The following is a 16,196-nucleotide window of genomic DNA, read 5'->3' as shown; positions in this document are numbered from 1 at the left end:
ATCTCTTATCTGTTCCCCAATCAATTAAAAAACAAATGAAAAATAATTAAGAACTTGTTTTTAAATGTTTTTATTTTTTATTTTCTTACTGGATATATAAATTCTTTGAGCCTGTCAGTTGATTATTTACAGGTGTAATTAAAATTACATTTTTCCATAAATTGTCATATATTGGTGGTAAGTTGATAACATGTAATAACAAAGTAGCTTATTGCGTTAACTTGATACGGTTTGATACATAATTTTAACTTAAATGACTGTTGATATTAATATAGGCTACGATTTCAGTAATGCTATTTGCTAACAAGCACTCTAGGAGATTTTCATGGCGAAAAGAATAATTAAATTTACCCCAATTGCAGCCTCGGTTGCATTGACTCTCGGCCTAACTGGTTGTGGTTCAGATAATGATAATAACTATAACAAGCCTGACCCAGTTACAGTATATAAAGGCGAAGTCAGCACTAATTTTAATACCCAAGTATCTGGGAAAGCGGTAAAAGGTTCGTTAAAAAATGCTGTAGTGACAGTATCTACAGTCGATGACTCGGGTGAACCTGTTCCCGTTGCGTATCGTTTAGAGGCTGCGTCTGATGCAAGCTATACTGCAGAATCGGCGACTTCTCAAGCTGATGCTGATGCCAAAGCACAGGCAATGGTTGCGGCAGCTAATCCAACTGAGACAATGACATCAATCACGGGTGCCTATAATATTTACCTTGAAGACGGCTTTACGGGAGCACTTTATATTACGGTGAGTACGTCGAAAGAAGATGATGACAGTATGGTTAAATGTGATTCATTTACTGGTTGTGGCAGCTATGATGAAGCCCCAGCAGCATCTGAAGACGCTGGGATGATAAATAATGGTGATACTGCGATTGATTTTGGCGAATGGTACAAAGACGATCTTGAACTACAGGTTGTTAAGTTTATTAAAGCGCCAGTAGCGCCTGCAAGTGCTCGTGGTATTAATTTTGCGGAAGGTGATGGGAGTGGTGCACAGCAGTACTTTGCTAATGTGACTCTTTATACAAGTATTGCAGCAAAAATATTGTTAGATGGCGCTAAAGATGGTTCAACAGTCTCCGATGAAGCAGTTGCAGCGGCAAGTTTAAAAACATTAATTCAAATATTAGGCCCTGATACCGCAATTAAAGCAGCTTCTTTACTTGGTGATATTTCTCTTGGTGGTGCGGTTGACTTCAGTGATATTGGCGAAGGTGATTCACTGGATGCAGGTACTTTGGCATTAGTTCAAACTGCCGTTTCATTGCAGTCTGTTGCGGGGGCGGGTGCCAATGGCTCATTAAAAGACCTGATTGCAAGTTTGTCTGCCGCGGTTAAAGAAGGCAAAGTAAGCAACAGTGACAATGAAATTGTCCAAAAGATTGCAGCTGAACTACAAAAAGCCGTTGAGAATACTAGCCTTATTTTTGCCGCAGTAGTAACAGGTGAAGGCATTGATGAAGCATTTACTAAAGTTGCTGAAAACTTAGGTATTACCGATCCTGATGAGATTGCAAAACTCAAAGATAAAGCCACTAAAGCTGTTGAAGATGTGCAAGCAAAAGCAAAAGAAAAAGGCTTAGATAAAGATTTAAATGAAACCGCAAAAGAAGTAAAAAAAGCATTAGAGAAGATTGGCTGTGAAGATAACTGTGATGCTGGTGATGACTTTGTAGCTAAAGTAGCTGCAGAATTAGAATCACAAATAACAACTATCACTAGCGCATTAGCAACTGCTACAACTTCCGTTTCTAAGGGCGTGACTGAACTCAATACAGTTAAAGAATTGGGGGATGCAGGTTTAGATACAACGGATAAAGTACTCGCTTATAGTTCAGCAGTATTCATTTTATCGGGTAATAAAGTAGCGTATAGCCAGTTGCAAGTAGAGCTTTCTGCTGCGCTTAATTCAGCCACTTCAATTGCCAGCACTGCCGCAGGTTTAGGGGATGAATATCAGCAACTAACAGATAAATCAGATGTGTTAGTCAATGCCATAACAGCACAACTTTCTGCCGTTGTTACGTTAATTGAAGGTATTGCAGAAGAAGAAGCACGTTCTAATGAGGCTGTAGCAGCATTTGAATTAGCACTAGATGTTGCCAAAAATAATGCTAGTGTTGCCAATACCTCACTAGGTTCAGCTGATTCAGCTGCAATGGTTGCTCAAGCCGATTTATCGACGGCTATGATGGCTGTTGATGCAGCAATGCTTGATACAAAAGAAAATGCTGTAGCTGCTCTTGCATCAGCACAATCTGCAATTATCCAGGCTATGGCTCTTAGTACTAAAGCAAATGAACTTGCCAGTGCTGCTGACCAAGCTGAAACTGCTGCTGCATCGTTAGCGGCGATTGCTTCCGAAGAAATTGATAAAACAATGGCCGCTGAATTATCAGCAGCTGCAAAATTAAGTACTGCGTTTGCAACTGAACTTGCTGATAAAGCCGCTACTGCTCTTACAACAGCTACAACTCTTGAAACAAATGCTAAATCCACAATTGTTAAGTTTGAGCTGTTAGTTAAGGTAAAAGCAGGAACAGAACAAGCGCGTAGTGCTACGCTTATAACTAAAACTGGTGGCCAAGCTTTATTTGATATTTCAGAAGTAATCTACGACGTATTGACTGAAGCATGGGATTATGGCGATGAAGGAGTTGATGTGGTTTCAACTCGCTATCCAGCTTGGACTTACAGTTTTGATAAAGATGATTTAGAGCTGGATCTTATGAATACAGTAACAGGCGAAAAGGTTACTGTGAATGGCTCCATCAACAACAAAGCACTTATTTTTGCTTTTGGTGGTATGATAAAAAGCGAAGATGGTGCGGTTATTAAAATCGAAACACTAGCTAACATGAGTGATGCTTTAGAAGATTGTGTTGATGCTTACTATGGCGTAATCTCAACAGAGCAATCTGACTCATGTTTAGCAATTGACTTTGAGGAAGAAGTTAACTCAGATACGGCTATTGATGGAACTGTATTGGCTGTAAATGGTTGGAGCAGAGTCGAAATAATTGATGGTGATTCTGGTTTTGTGGGTACACTTTCATTAGCAGGAACCGACTCTTCTAGTATAGCTGCAATTACGGCTTCAGGATTAACTTCAGGCCTTAACTTTACCGCAACTATTTCTATTGATGGTAACTATCAAGAAGACCTTTACGGATTAGAAATTCAATTACATAATGGGTTTGGTTACGAGTTGTTCATTGGCGCTCGAGATGGTGAAGATTTCTCTGGGTCTGTTAATGCTAATTTCAATAATATGATTACGGAATTCGGACAGGTTACAGAAATAACAAATGGTATATCTGTTAAATATTATGATGGCGAAGTCATCGATTACACAGATATTACTTTCTTAGATTCGTCTAAGTAAAAGTAACTTTAAGAGGGAGAGTACTCTCCCTCTTAGCTAAAATAATAACAAGTGAAATAAGTATGAAAAAAAAAATTCTCACGTTAGGATTTTCCGCTTTTTTAATTACCCCTATTAGTTACGCTGCAGAGCAGTTTCAAGTCTTTACCACATTCGATTCAGAAGTGTACACAGAGACCCAACCAGTTAAAGCATTTATAGATGATTTTGATGCTCCATTAACATCCGGTGATAGCGCCTTTACTTATAATGTTTTTGAGTTTGGTGTTGGCTATGGAAATTTTAAAGTCGGTTATCAAAGCCGCTTTGATTATGTTTTAAGCTTTGATGCGGATACCGCGCGTTATTTGCATACTGAAAAAAATGACCTGCCTTTTGAAGATAGAAATTATGTTTATTACCTAGACGGTAAGCAATCAACCACCAATGGGTTGTTTGTTTTATATGATTTCAAATTTTTAGACTCTGACGCATTAACAATAACGCCTAAATTAACGGTTTTTGCTAGTACGCATTTTCAAGATCTGAAAGTCGAAGGCACAGTCTATAGTGATGAGATCCAAGGCGCATTAACAGTCGACTCTTATTTTTCGAAAGATATTTTATTTAAGCGATTTACTCCAGATGAGAACCCATCCGGCTTAGGGTACAGCGTTGATTTAGCAGTTAATTGGAAAATAAACCATGATTTAAGCGTTGGGCTACTTGCACAAGACTTACTGTATGAAACTGAGTATGAAAAAAGCGGTTTTGCAAATGGTTATACAACAGAGGTCCCGTTTACTGAAAACGATGATGGGGATATTGTCACTGAGCCAACAGTACGCTTAGCAACGTCTGAGTATGGCAACGAAGTCACGCATAAATTTGATATGCCGGTGCGTATCAAAGTTTATGCAGATTATCGCATTAACGATTTGTTTTCTACTGAGCTGATGGTTAAACAATTTGATCAAGATACGTTTTCTCAATTAAAAGCACGCATGCACTTTTGGGATCATTGGGCAGTAATTGGTGGTTATGAAATAAAAAGTGAAGCATTTTTGCTTGGTATCGAGAACGATTATTTTGGTTTCAATATACAGACTGATAATCTCGATATTGATAAAGCGTATTATGCCAATGTAAATTGGTACCTGAAGTTAGCGTTTTAAGGACTTGTGATGTTTAAAAAACTTATATCAGTTAGTTTACTTATGTCATTAGTTGGTTGTGGTGGCTCATCAGATAATGGCACAGCAGATACTTTACCGGCCATGCTGGAAACGTCTTCTACGGTAAGCTTTTATATTGCTCCTTGGCAATCCACTGCGGGTACATTAACGATCATCAATGATAACACGGGCTCTATAAAAAATATTGACGTTGCAGATATTAACGATGTTACTTTATCAGCCACAACTTTAAATTTTCATCATGTTGAATTTACCTCAAATGCAACGACGTTAACATGTCCAAGTTTTGCAGGTTGTGGTCGCACAGTCAGAAATAATCCGAATGATGGGAATGCCAATCGTCGTATTGATTATCAAGAAGTGATGGATATGACATTAAGTTACCGCGCTGATTTTTTTGCAGCTCCGGGCGAAAATAAGGTCTATTTATCACCGATCAGCTCAGTGATTAGCGACAATAACTTAGACATAAGCATAACCACGCAGAGCTTGAGTGCGACACCTTTTTATCACCTTACTCACAGCCAACTAAATGACAACCTTGAAGCTGAGGTGCTTACTAATGCACTGACTTTTGGTGTGATCTTAAAAAGAGCTGCGGATATCGAGGCGAGCTTAAATACAGCCAATAATACGGTGGTAGAACAACAGGCCCAGTTAGCAAGTTTGCCACTTTATCGTACTTTTGCAGATCGCTATGTGTCAGAAAATTTACTTAATGAAGATGGTAATCAATTATTACAATCCGTCGTTGGAGAGGTCAAACAACAGCTCGTTATGATTGGGAGTGCTAGCAATATTTCGCCACAAGAACGAGATGAAGAGCAATTACACTCTCGTGAGTTACTCGAAGATGTGCGTAATATAATAGGTGTGGCACGCTTACAAGAGCAAACGTACAGTGATGAGCTCAAACAAAAGCTGACTGAATTTGAAACAATATTAGGCGAAGACTCGCAACAAGCTATTATCGTTTTAGGGAATGTGCTTTATGACGTGCTCTATAATTTTTCGCCATTAAATAATACCGACGCGGGAGTTTATAATTTACAGGGACTGACAATAAACTACCAACAATCCCCTTATTCTTGGGCTATTAGTGGCCAGTATGATGATCATGACGTACAACTAGATTTAAATATTCCACAATGGCAAGTAAGTGGACTGTTGGGTAATAAAGTCTCCGGTATTATGAGTGCTAAAGTGATAGGCCAAGATACTCAACTAAACGCCGATGTGAGTGATTTAGTGCTGTCGTTTGATGGTACTGACGATCCATTTTCAAATGATCAAAGTGAAACAACCGGGCAGCTGAATATAGAGACAACGGTATCATTAGAAAGTGCCAATAGCGGTGTGTTAACAGGTGACATAAAGCTAAACGCCGATCGCTTCGTTACTCCTTTTGAAGAGCTTGTGACAGTGGTATCTGGTTTTGACTTTAAAGGTCAGCTTGTTAGTGAAAATCAAACGACACAGTTTAACTTACAAGCAATCGAAGCAACGCCATTTATAAATGAAGCTACACAGAATCTTGCATTTGCTGTGCAATTGATAACGCCATTAAATGGCGCACCGGATTTTCAGTTTGCTTATGTTGGTCGTTTGAATCGTTTAGCTGATATTACCAATGCAGAGATTGCCTTACGGCTAAAGAATAGAGCACTTGAAATTAACTTACGTACAGTAGGCAATAATATTAATGCCGTGATCCACGGTGCTCAAGGTCGCTGGTTAGATGTTAAGCAAAAAGGTCGCAACTACAGTGGTGGATTATATTTTGGCGATACACAAATCGCAGATGTAACTGCGGTAAGAGGGGTGCCTGGTATATTATTTCCTGATGGGACATTTGAGTCGTTGTTTTAATAATATAAAGGCGCTTATTTGTTAATATTTAAGCGCTTTACTATTAGCGGCTACACTGTTGCTTTTTTTCTTCAATATAGCTTAAAAGTGTTCCTTGCTCATTCATGTTACGTATTTCGTTATTCAGATCAGCTAAAATTTCCTGCCACATTGGGTTTGCTTTACTTACTGTATAATAGAGGGGTTTGTAATCTAGAGGTGGGGACAATGGCTGCAGTGCATCTTTCATTTGTTGTTTTTCTTTCTCGGATGCGTGAGACTTTTCAATACTAGCAATCAACACATCAAAATCAGCTACAATTAAGTTAACTCTTAAGCTCGTTAGTAAATGAATTTGTTGGAATTCAGTGTTTGCAACTACGGTATTAATTTTGTTTGATTCAATCAGTTTATCGAGTTCTGGGGTGTTTTTATATGATCGGACAACACCAATAACTTGATCTTTTATTGATTCTATACTGCCATCATAATTTGAATCGCTTCCTTTGAGTGTGACAAGCGATAAGTTTCCACCTGGAATAGCTGAAGATAAAGCCATTAACTCGTTACGTGTTTTATCTTTCTTATTTTCTGACATTATAGTGTCATCAATAAAATACTCTGGAAACAAAATATCTGCTTTACCCAATTCTGCCATTCTAACGGCTCGCGCCCATGGAAAAAATTCAATGTGTACACCATAGCCTTTTTGTAGTAACAGTTTAACGGTTAATTGAAATAGCCAGCCGTTATTACACAATGATTCATCAATATAGGGGGGCCAATTTAACGTGACTAGTTTTAAAAGCTTTTTGCTATCAATGTTATAGGCATAACCATATTCATATCGTACTGCTGGCGCAATGATTGTTTGCTTACCCACTTGGTAACTAACAGGGGTCATAGTTGCCTGTGTGAACCCGCAAAATAACAATAAAAAGACTAAGTACTTTTTCATTTATTTGATAAGTTTTTGTAATTATTACTAAAGCTTAGTCGCATATATGCATTTAACAACTTAAAAAGACGATAACTAAAATGCATTGGCAATGTTTATCGTTGCAGCCGTTTGTAAAGGAACGGGTAAATGATGGCATGTTTTTTATGTGTTTTTATTGGCAAGGTAAGGAGTAACAGCAGCTATCAGCGCCTACACAAAAGTTACTTGGCTTGCTTAAAAATACGTTAGATGCAAGAATAAAGACGATAATTTATTCATTCTACATAAGGAACAATGTTTTGCGTTTAACGCCGCCCTAAGTTATTCCTCCTCTAAATCACCGCTGCGTGATACCTATATACCAAACATTGGTAGGCGCTTATGTGCCGTTTTAATAAATAAAAAAACATTAATGAAAATGCGGTTGTTATCGTTTAGTAAAGCATTGTCGGTGTTTTATTGACTGCTGGATGGGCGTTAATGTTAACTACATGACAAGGTTTTTTATGTTAGAAAAAATAAAACGAGATTGGCTTTTTAACATCCGAGGGGACTTATTAGCAGGTACTGTGGTGGCGCTTGCGCTAATACCAGAAGCGATTGCTTTTTCTATTATAGCGGGCGTGGATCCTAAAGTCGGTTTGTATGCTTCATTTTGTATTGCCGTGGTTATTTCGATAGTGGGTGGACGACCCGGGATGATTTCTGCCGCTACTGGCGCTATGGCTTTACTGATGGTTACCTTAGTTAAAGAGCATGGTTTAGAATACCTTTTGGCGGCGACATTACTCACCGGCGTGATACAAATTATTGCAGGCTATTTAAAACTGGGGAGTTTAATGCGCTTTGTGTCTCGCTCCGTGGTTACAGGCTTTGTAAATGCGTTGGCAATTCTTATCTTTATGGCACAGCTGCCGGAGCTGACGAATGTAACATGGCATGTCTATGCTATGACGGCTGCGGGTCTTGGGATCATTTATTTATTCCCTTACTTACCGGTGATAGGCAGAACAATTCCATCACCACTAGTGTGTATCGTGGTTTTAACTTTGGTTGCAATGTTGGTAGGACTTGAGATTCGAACTGTTGGCGATATGGGCCAGTTACCAGATACCTTACCAATATTTTTATGGCCTGATGTGCCTTTTAACCTCGACACACTGCTAATAATTCTTCCTTATTCATTTGGCCTTGCTGTCGTTGGTTTATTGGAGTCGATGATGACAGCGACAATTGTTGACGACTTAACCGATACCGCTAGTGATAAAAATCGTGAATGTAAAGGTCAAGGGATCGCGAACATAGGTTCAGGTTTAATGGGAGGAATGGCCGGCTGTGCGATGATTGGCCAGTCGATCATTAATGTAAAATCAGGGGGCCGTGGCCGTTTATCAAGTTTTACCGCGGGTGCTTTTCTGCTACTTATGGTGGTGTTTTTAGATGAATGGCTAAAGCAAATCCCAATGGCGGCACTGGTTGCCGTGATGATAATGGTGTCGATTGGCACCTTTTCTTGGAGTTCACTGCGAGATTTAAAGAAAAACCCATTATCAAGTAGCATCGTAATGGTTGCCACGGTCGTTGTTGTTGTCGCAACGCATAACTTGGCCATGGGAGTATTAGTCGGTGTGCTATTGGCTACACTATTCTTCGCCAATAAAATTGGTCGTTTTATGGTTGTAAAGTCAGCGCATTCATCGGCTGATGAACGAGTATATCAGGTTGTTGGACAGGTGTTTTTTGCATCCTCAGAGCAGTTTATTGAGTCGTTTGACTTTAAAGAGGTCGTTGCTAAAGTAGTGATTGACTTAACTCATTCGCATTTTTGGGATATTACGGCAGTGTCGTCGCTTGATAAAGTTGTGATTAAATTTAGACGCGAAGGTGCAGAGGTCGAGATTATTGGTATGAGCGACGCGACAGCAACGATTGTTGACAAATTTGGCGTTCACAATGACCCTGAAGAAGTTGAAAAACTCATGGCAGGCCATTAAGGAGAACACAATGAATAAAATTATTACTTGTATAGATGGCTCAGTTTACACAGATGATGTGTGTAAGGCGGGGATTTGGGCGGCCAAGAAACTTAATAAATCGATGCTATTTTTGCATGCCATAGAAAAACAAAACGCTGCTGTGATTGACGACTTAAGTGGCATAATTGGTTTTGGTGCAACTACATCATTATTATCAGAGATGGCGACACTGGATGAGCAACGCAGTAAATTAGCATTGCAAATAGGCAAAGAAATGTTAGATCACGCGAGTGTATTTGCTAGCCAACAAGGGTGTAAGTCAATTGAAAGTAAGCAGCGCCATAGCGGTATTGTTGAGGCAATTTGCGACCTTGAAGATGCAGCGCGACTGATTGTTATTGGCCGAAGCGGTAAAACTCACGAACAGAATTTTAAAGCTATTGGGTCGCATATTGAGCAGGTTATTCGCCATGTTCATACACCTATTTTAATTGCCAATCGTCACTTTAGTGAGCCGAACAACTTTATGCTTGCTTATGATGGACGAGAAACAGCAGATAAAATGGTTAAACAGATTATTGCTGGTGGCCTGTTGCATCATTTAACGTGTCATTTAGTGACTGTAGAAAATGGCAAACATGATTTGTTGGAAAAATTTAAACGCACCGAAGCGCTGCTTGTTGAAAGTGGTTTTGAAGTGAAATCAAGCATTTTAGAAGGTAATATCTTTAGTTCTTTAATGACATATAAAGCTAAAAATGAAATAGAAATGCTGGTGATGGGGGCCTTTTCGCATTCAAAAATAGCACATGCTTTTTTGGGCAGTAATACCCTAAAAATGATAGAAAACACCCAACTGCCGCTGGTGATTTTGCGTTAATTTTAGGTGCGTCAGAACGCAGTTTAATTATGCTTACACAGCGGTTTGGCTTTACTGATTAAACGATTGCTTTGTCCCAATATGGCGGCGTACCATAGTATCCGTTAATAAAATCAATAAAACATCTTATTTTATGTGGTAGTAATTTTCGGTGGGCATAAACAACATATAAACCAACAGCTCCCGTTGCAAATTGAGGTAAAACTTCGATCAACTTGCCACTATTAATGGCTTCACTGGCGATAAATGTAGGCTGTAATGCGATCCCAGCACCAGCGATAGCACAATCAACTAATACATCCCCATTATTACTTTGAAACTCGCTACTACGTTGCGTGTTTTTTACCCGTAACCACTGATATATTTCGTCTTTAGTATCCATTTCTGTATAGCTATAATGCAAGTATCGGTGGTTTTTTAGATCTTCAGGTTTTTCAGGAGTACCATGTTTTTCAAGGTAGTCAGGTGAGGCACATAAAATTAATCTAATGGGCGCGACCTGCTTGGCAATCAAAGACGAACTTTTGAGTCGACCAATACGCAGTGCTACATCATAACCTTCATCAACAATGTCAACTTTGCGGTCGTTCAGTTGCAAATCAACATTAACAAAAGGGTAATGTGATTGGAACTCAGTCACTAATTTACCCATGTGTTTTAACGCGAACGACACCGGAGCACTTATTCTCAGAGTTCCGGTTGGGTGCTGCTGTAAGCCCCCTAATTGTGAATCCATTTCATCAATGCTTAACAATATCTGTTGCGCATGCTGAAAATAATGAGTGCCAGCTTCAGTGAGGCTCACTTTACGGGTAGTGCGATTAAGTAACCGTACAGCAAGGCGTTCTTCTAGTTTAGAAACGTACTTACTAACCAATTGTGGTGAAAGTTGTAAGGTTGTTGCTGCATTGCTAAAACTACCTTCGATCACCACAGATACAAAGGCCCGCATTGCATCAATTCTATCCATAATTTTTCTCATATTTAAATTTATTAACAACATTTTGTTGTTAATCATTCTTTATTTGTCATCTTACTCCGCCATGACATTGATAGTAAAGTGTACTTATCCCAACAGGGTCTAATTAAAACGTAAATAAATACTTTGCTAAAGAGGAACAAATAATGAAACTAATAAACACGATACTAAAATCAGATGCAGGACTTGCCGCTTTAATACTTCGCGCGCCAATTGGTTTGATTTTAGCTGCACATGGATCACAAAAATTGTTTGCTTGGTTTGGTGGTTATGGTCTGGAAGGAACAGGTCAATGGATGGCGAGTATCGGTATTACTCCAGGTTATTTAATGGCATTACTCGCAGGCAGTGCTGAATTTTTTGGCGGGTTAGCATTATTACTTGGGTTATTGACGCGTCCTGCTGCACTTATTTCAGCATTTACCATGCTAGTGGCTATTTTTTCGGTACATATAGACAATGGCTTGTTTATGGCAAATAACGGCTACGAATATGCACTGACACTGTTTGTAGTACTGATTGCGCTAACATTACAAGGTGGTGGTCGTTTTAGTATTGATAACTTTATAGCGAATAAATTAACGTCTAGGCAGTTACAGTCCAAGCATGTTTAATCACTATTATGAAATGACGTGGATTACGGATAAATCCGCGTCTTAGCTTTGCGTTAGTTTAACTATCAAGGTTTACTTGCTCATGTTAAGTGAGCTTGTTTGGAGTAACTATGAATAATGTAGACATTGCATTTATCTCTCATGGTGGCGGCCCAATGCCACTGTTAAATGAACCAAACCATACACAATTGGTTGCTTATTTAAAATCACTTGCAAGCACGCTAAAAAAACCAAGTGCCATTTTATTGATTAGCGCTCATTGGGAAGAGTCAGTAGCGACTATTACTGCCAATGCAGCACCGGGGATGATTTACGATTATTATGGTTTTCCGCCAGCTGCCTATCAAGTGCAATACCCAAGTCAGGGAGAGCCCAAGTTAGCTGAAAAAGTACAACAAGTGTTACAACATGCTGGTATTGAAGCGAAGTTAGATCATCATCGCGGTTACGATCATGGTTTGTATGTGCCTTTAACATTAATGTACCCAGCAGCCGATATACCCGCGACTCAACTATCACTAGTGAATAACTTAGATGCTGCACAGCACTTAGCAATCGGTAAAGCGTTGCAATCTTTGGATTATGAAAATTTATTAGTTATTGGCTCTGGTTTTTCGTTTCATAACATGCAGGCATTTTTCGCGCAGGATAATCAGCAGAGCCAAATCAATAACCACGAATTTGAACAGTGGCTACGATCGACCTTAAGTGATAACACCTTGCCTGAACCAAAGCGTAATTTAATGATGCAAAACTGGCATAAAGCGCCTCATGCACGTTATTGTCATCCGCGAGAAGAGCATCTATTACCACTGCATGTATGCTATGGCTTAGCTGGCAGAGCAAGTGATGAATATGAAAATGTTACTATTTTCAATAAGCAATCAAGCGCATTTGTATGGCGAAGGAAAGAGCAGGGTATTTAATATTTGAATCATTGATCTTCTGTGTAGAGTCAAATCGTGGCGGGCATTTTTTAATTTATTTATTCAGAATTGATACGACTGAGTGGATTCGAACCGCTGACCTTTGGACCGGGTGATCAAGAGTAGGTAGTACGCTAATCAACTGAGCTAAATTGAGGATATTAGTGATAAAGATTGGTACGACTGAGTGGATTCGAACCGCTGACCTTTGGACCGGGTGATCAAGAGTGGGTAGTGCTCTAACCAGCTGAGTTGTAGTTTACTTAAGATTTATAAAGTAGGTTAGGCTGATTTTTGTTTTTACTTGAATTGGTACGACTGAGTGGATTCGAACCGCTGACCTGTGGACCGGGTGATCAAGAGTAGGTAGTGCGCTAATCAACTGAGCTAAGGTTTACGAATTGAGGATGTTAGTGATTAAGGTTGGTACGACTGAGTGGATCCGAACCGCTGACCTTTGGACCGGGTGATCAAGAGTAGGTAGTGGGCTAATCAACTGAGCTAGGGTTTACGAATTGAGGATATTAGTGATTAAGATTGGTACGACTGAGTGGATTCGAACCACCGACCCCTACCATGTCAAGGTAGTGCTCTAACCAACTGAGCTACAGTCGTACAATATATTTTAATAGGACTTTTACTTAAATTTGGTACGACCGAGTGGATTCGAACTACTGGCCTCAGGACCGGGTGATCAAGAGTGGGTAGTGCTTTTTCTTACGATAGTACTTTTATTTAAAATTTCCTTAAATTTGGTACGACCGAGTGGATTCGAACCACCGACCCCTACCATGTCAAGGTAGTGCTCTAACCAACTGAGCTACGGTCGTATCATAAATTTAAGTTGTGCTAATTGCTTAACAACGGTCGCTAATATATAGCGTGCGCTGAAGTGAATCAAGCGAGAAACGCTTTTTTTAGTTCGTTTGCCGTTTTTTTATTCATATTGGGCTGATTTCACACGTTTTATAAAATTTTTGCCACCAAATAACGTGTGTTTTGGTGGATTCTTTAAATGCTGTGAGTATATTACTTGGCTGTGCTGGGCTTAGTAATGCCGTTAGTTGCGGTTGTATTGGGCTGGAGTCTTGCCATAATGCTTGATACAACGGCATTAGGCGCTCTAAAGCACCTGATAGTTGAGCCTGATAGGGTTGTAACTGCTGCAAGTAATACTTCTTGAATACGTTGCTGAGGATCTGTGCTTGGCGTTTATTTTTTAGCGGGTTGCATAGTGTGCTTAGCTCAATATTCGCTAAAAAGTTACTAGTACTATTATTTAGCTGTGTTTGTTGGCGTACTGCGCTTATTAAAGCTTGATTGAAGTTAAACTGGCGCAATTGCGCCAGTAGCGGATAGAGCGCTTTAGAGTCTATTTGTGCATATTGCTGCTGTATTATTTGCTGTTTTAAATTCACTAGGCTTTGCAGCGCAAGTTCGGTTTCTACAAGGCCGGCTAAGTTTGTATCAAGTGTATAGCCGGTTAGCTGCCATGTGCGTTTTAGTTCTGGGTCTTTATAAAGTAGCTGCTTGAACTGATCTAATAACTGTTGTTTTTTATTATGTAATTCGTTACTTATGGCTTGATAACTTTTTGAATCAGGTTCTAGACTATCTAAGCACTGTGGTGCAAATTGAATAAATTGAATCTGGTATATTAACTGGCTAGCAGGAGAGGCGAGTTTTCCTAGTTGACTATTATGTTCAGCAATAAGGGTATTGAGTTTACAGTGTGAAAGTTGTGCCAGTTGCAATATGCTCAACTGTTGTGCATTTGTTGGTTTATTGTTGCTAACAGCTGATAGCGCAACATTGGTAAGTTTTGCTGTATCAGGAGTTGGCTTGTCTAACGCATTCGCGAGCCGCTGCTGATATTCTAAATACACATCAGCGGGTTTATCTGTGCATGCACAAAGTAGCAGTAAACAGCAAAGTAAACTACAAAGGTAACCAAACCGTGACGTTTGGTTACCTTGTTGGTGCGATTTTTTAAGCGCTTTTAAGTGGTTCATGTTTGAATCTATTCGCGACAGTGAGCATTAATAACACTGCGGCTACACTTAAGCCGACGATGATACCTACCCAAAAACCATGCGGGCCCATTGCTGGCACTATTAAATCGGTGCGTGCTAAAACAAAACCCAGTGAAAAACCAATCAACCAGTAAGATATAAAGGTTATATACGAAATCGGTGCTGTGTGTTTTAAACCCCTTAATATACCGTTGGCAGCTACTTGTAAGGAATCAGGTAGTTGATAAATACACGCTAGAATCATGATTGACGTTGCTAAGGCAATAACACGTGCATCATCTGTATAAAGTTGACTGATCACGTCACGGCCAAAGAAAGTTATGGCAGCAAGTATAACGGCAATGATCATGGCTAGAATATAGCTTGTTGAAATAGCCTTTTTAAGCTGCTCAAAATGATGTTGGCCGTATAAATTGCCAATCCGAATACTGATCGCAATAGATAAACTCAGCGGCATCATAAACAGCAAGGTTGTGACACTTGCAGCAATCTGATGGCCGGCTACCGCAACCGCACCTAAGTGCGCAATGAATAAAGGAATACAGGCAAATAAAGTGACTTCAAAAAATGTAGCAAGTGAGATTGGTATGCCCACCTTAGTAATTGCCCACATGGTTGGTAATTGCGGTGCTTGAAAGTTTGCTAATAATGTTTTGGCATCTACTTTTTTACTTAACTGGCAATAAATAACTTGTGCGATGGCCATGGCAGTAAATACCAATGCAGTGGCAATCCCACAGCCTGCACCACCGAGTGCGGGCATACCAAACATACCGTGAATAAACACATAGTTGGCTGGGATATTGATGGCTAAACCAATTAAGCTGATATAAAAAGCCGGCTTTGTCATCCCCATGCCTTCGGTAATATTACGATAAACACTGAACACTAAAAATCCAATAATGCCCCATTTTACAAAATGAATATAGTCATAGGCCATATTGGCGATAGCAGGGCTGGTATCGAGTTTGAGAATAATAATATCGGCAAAATAGGCAATAGATAAACCGATAACACTCAATACACCAGCTAGGTACAAGCCTTGTTGAAAGTAATGGCTGATGCCGGTTTTATCGTTAGCGCCGGAAAATTGCGCAATTATGCCAGTCAGGGCTAATAATATGCCTTGCAGAGCCAACATGGCGGGGTTCCATACGCCGGTTGCAATTGACAATGCTGCTAAATCGGTAGGACTCACTTGTCCTGCCATGATGGTGTCGACCACCGACATTAAAACTAAGGTTACTTGTGCTAAAAAAACGGGGATTGCCAGAGAAACTAACCGTTTGGCTTCCCAACTACAAAAAGTCATATCACTTACTACGTAAACTGAAGAGGCAGATAGTGTAATCGATAAAGCACAGAATCAAAAATTATAGCGATGAGTCAATGTTATTGGTTACAGTAATAATAACGTGGATCGGGTAAACT

The 16,196-nt window shown here is 39.6% G+C and carries 11 protein-coding genes and 2 tRNA genes; 7 read left to right on the top strand and 6 right to left on the bottom strand.

Annotated features, from left to right (window positions below):
- Window positions 1-325: 325 nt before the first annotated feature.
- From PSR9079_RS15670 to PSR9079_RS15660, 3 genes are all read left to right on the top strand, one after another.
- Entirely contained in the window at window positions 326-3,394 is a 3,069-nt protein-coding gene (locus tag PSR9079_RS15670) for a hypothetical protein (RefSeq protein WP_149982357.1), read from the top strand.
- A gap of 62 nt (window positions 3,395-3,456) precedes the next feature.
- The gene (locus PSR9079_RS15665) at window positions 3,457-4,548 is read left to right on the top strand and encodes a hypothetical protein (RefSeq protein WP_149982356.1); all 1,092 of its coding nucleotides are present in this window, start codon (window positions 3,457-3,459) and stop codon (window positions 4,546-4,548) included.
- Window positions 4,549-4,557: 9 nt separating this feature from the next.
- The gene (locus PSR9079_RS15660) at window positions 4,558-6,438 is read left to right on the top strand and encodes a hypothetical protein (RefSeq protein WP_149982355.1); all 1,881 of its coding nucleotides are present in this window, start codon (window positions 4,558-4,560) and stop codon (window positions 6,436-6,438) included.
- A 43-nt stretch (window positions 6,439-6,481) separates the two neighbouring features.
- Here the strand turns inward: PSR9079_RS15660 and PSR9079_RS15655 are convergent, their stop codons facing one another.
- On the bottom strand, window positions 6,482-7,321 hold the full coding sequence (locus PSR9079_RS15655; RefSeq protein ID WP_246175584.1) for a substrate-binding periplasmic protein: 840 nt from the start codon (window positions 7,319-7,321) through the stop codon (window positions 6,482-6,484).
- 542 nt (window positions 7,322-7,863) lie between these two features.
- Here PSR9079_RS15655 and PSR9079_RS15650 point away from each other — a divergent pair.
- Complete coding sequence (locus PSR9079_RS15650; RefSeq protein ID WP_149982353.1) at window positions 7,864-9,351, top strand: SulP family inorganic anion transporter; 1,488 nt, start codon at window positions 7,864-7,866, stop codon at window positions 9,349-9,351.
- A 10-nt stretch (window positions 9,352-9,361) separates the two neighbouring features.
- On the top strand, window positions 9,362-10,213 hold the full coding sequence (locus PSR9079_RS15645; protein ID WP_149982352.1) for a universal stress protein: 852 nt from the start codon (window positions 9,362-9,364) through the stop codon (window positions 10,211-10,213).
- Window positions 10,214-10,271: 58 nt separating this feature from the next.
- On the opposite strand, the gene PSR9079_RS15640 is transcribed toward PSR9079_RS15645, so the two are convergent.
- The gene (locus tag PSR9079_RS15640) at window positions 10,272-11,183 is read right to left on the bottom strand and encodes a LysR family transcriptional regulator (protein ID WP_149982351.1); all 912 of its coding nucleotides are present in this window, start codon (window positions 11,181-11,183) and stop codon (window positions 10,272-10,274) included.
- Window positions 11,184-11,338: 155 nt separating this feature from the next.
- On the opposite strand from PSR9079_RS15640, the gene PSR9079_RS15635 reads away from it, so the two are divergent.
- Together PSR9079_RS15635 and PSR9079_RS15630 are read left to right on the top strand one after the other, a co-directional pair.
- Window positions 11,339-11,806, top strand: a complete 468-nt coding sequence (locus tag PSR9079_RS15635) for a DoxX family protein (protein ID WP_145233063.1) — start codon at window positions 11,339-11,341, stop codon at window positions 11,804-11,806.
- Between the two features lie 110 nt (window positions 11,807-11,916).
- Window positions 11,917-12,732 (top strand): DODA-type extradiol aromatic ring-opening family dioxygenase, encoded by an 816-nt coding sequence (locus tag PSR9079_RS15630; RefSeq protein ID WP_246175582.1) that lies wholly within the window; start codon window positions 11,917-11,919, stop codon window positions 12,730-12,732.
- A 538-nt stretch (window positions 12,733-13,270) separates the two neighbouring features.
- On the opposite strand, the gene PSR9079_RS15625 is transcribed toward PSR9079_RS15630, so the two are convergent.
- From PSR9079_RS15625 to PSR9079_RS15610, 4 genes are all read right to left on the bottom strand, one after another.
- Window positions 13,271-13,347: transfer RNA gene (locus PSR9079_RS15625), tRNA-Val, on the bottom strand.
- 138 nt (window positions 13,348-13,485) lie between these two features.
- A tRNA-Val gene (locus tag PSR9079_RS15620) sits at window positions 13,486-13,562 on the bottom strand.
- Between the two features lie 111 nt (window positions 13,563-13,673).
- Complete coding sequence (locus PSR9079_RS15615) at window positions 13,674-14,744, bottom strand: DUF3080 family protein (RefSeq protein ID WP_149982350.1); 1,071 nt, start codon at window positions 14,742-14,744, stop codon at window positions 13,674-13,676.
- Window positions 14,722-16,077: an MATE family efflux transporter gene (locus PSR9079_RS15610; protein ID WP_149982349.1), complete on the bottom strand. Its 1,356-nt coding sequence runs from the start codon at window positions 16,075-16,077 to the stop codon at window positions 14,722-14,724. Before PSR9079_RS15610 ends, PSR9079_RS15615 begins: the two co-directional genes overlap by 23 nt.
- Window positions 16,078-16,196: the final 119 nt, after the last annotated feature.

The sequence above is a fragment of the Pseudoalteromonas rhizosphaerae genome (assembly GCF_902498845.1).
GTDB lineage: Bacteria > Pseudomonadota > Gammaproteobacteria > Enterobacterales > Alteromonadaceae > Pseudoalteromonas > Pseudoalteromonas rhizosphaerae.
Note: the sequence above shows the minus strand (reverse complement) of the source record. Positions and strands in the feature narration are given on the sequence as shown.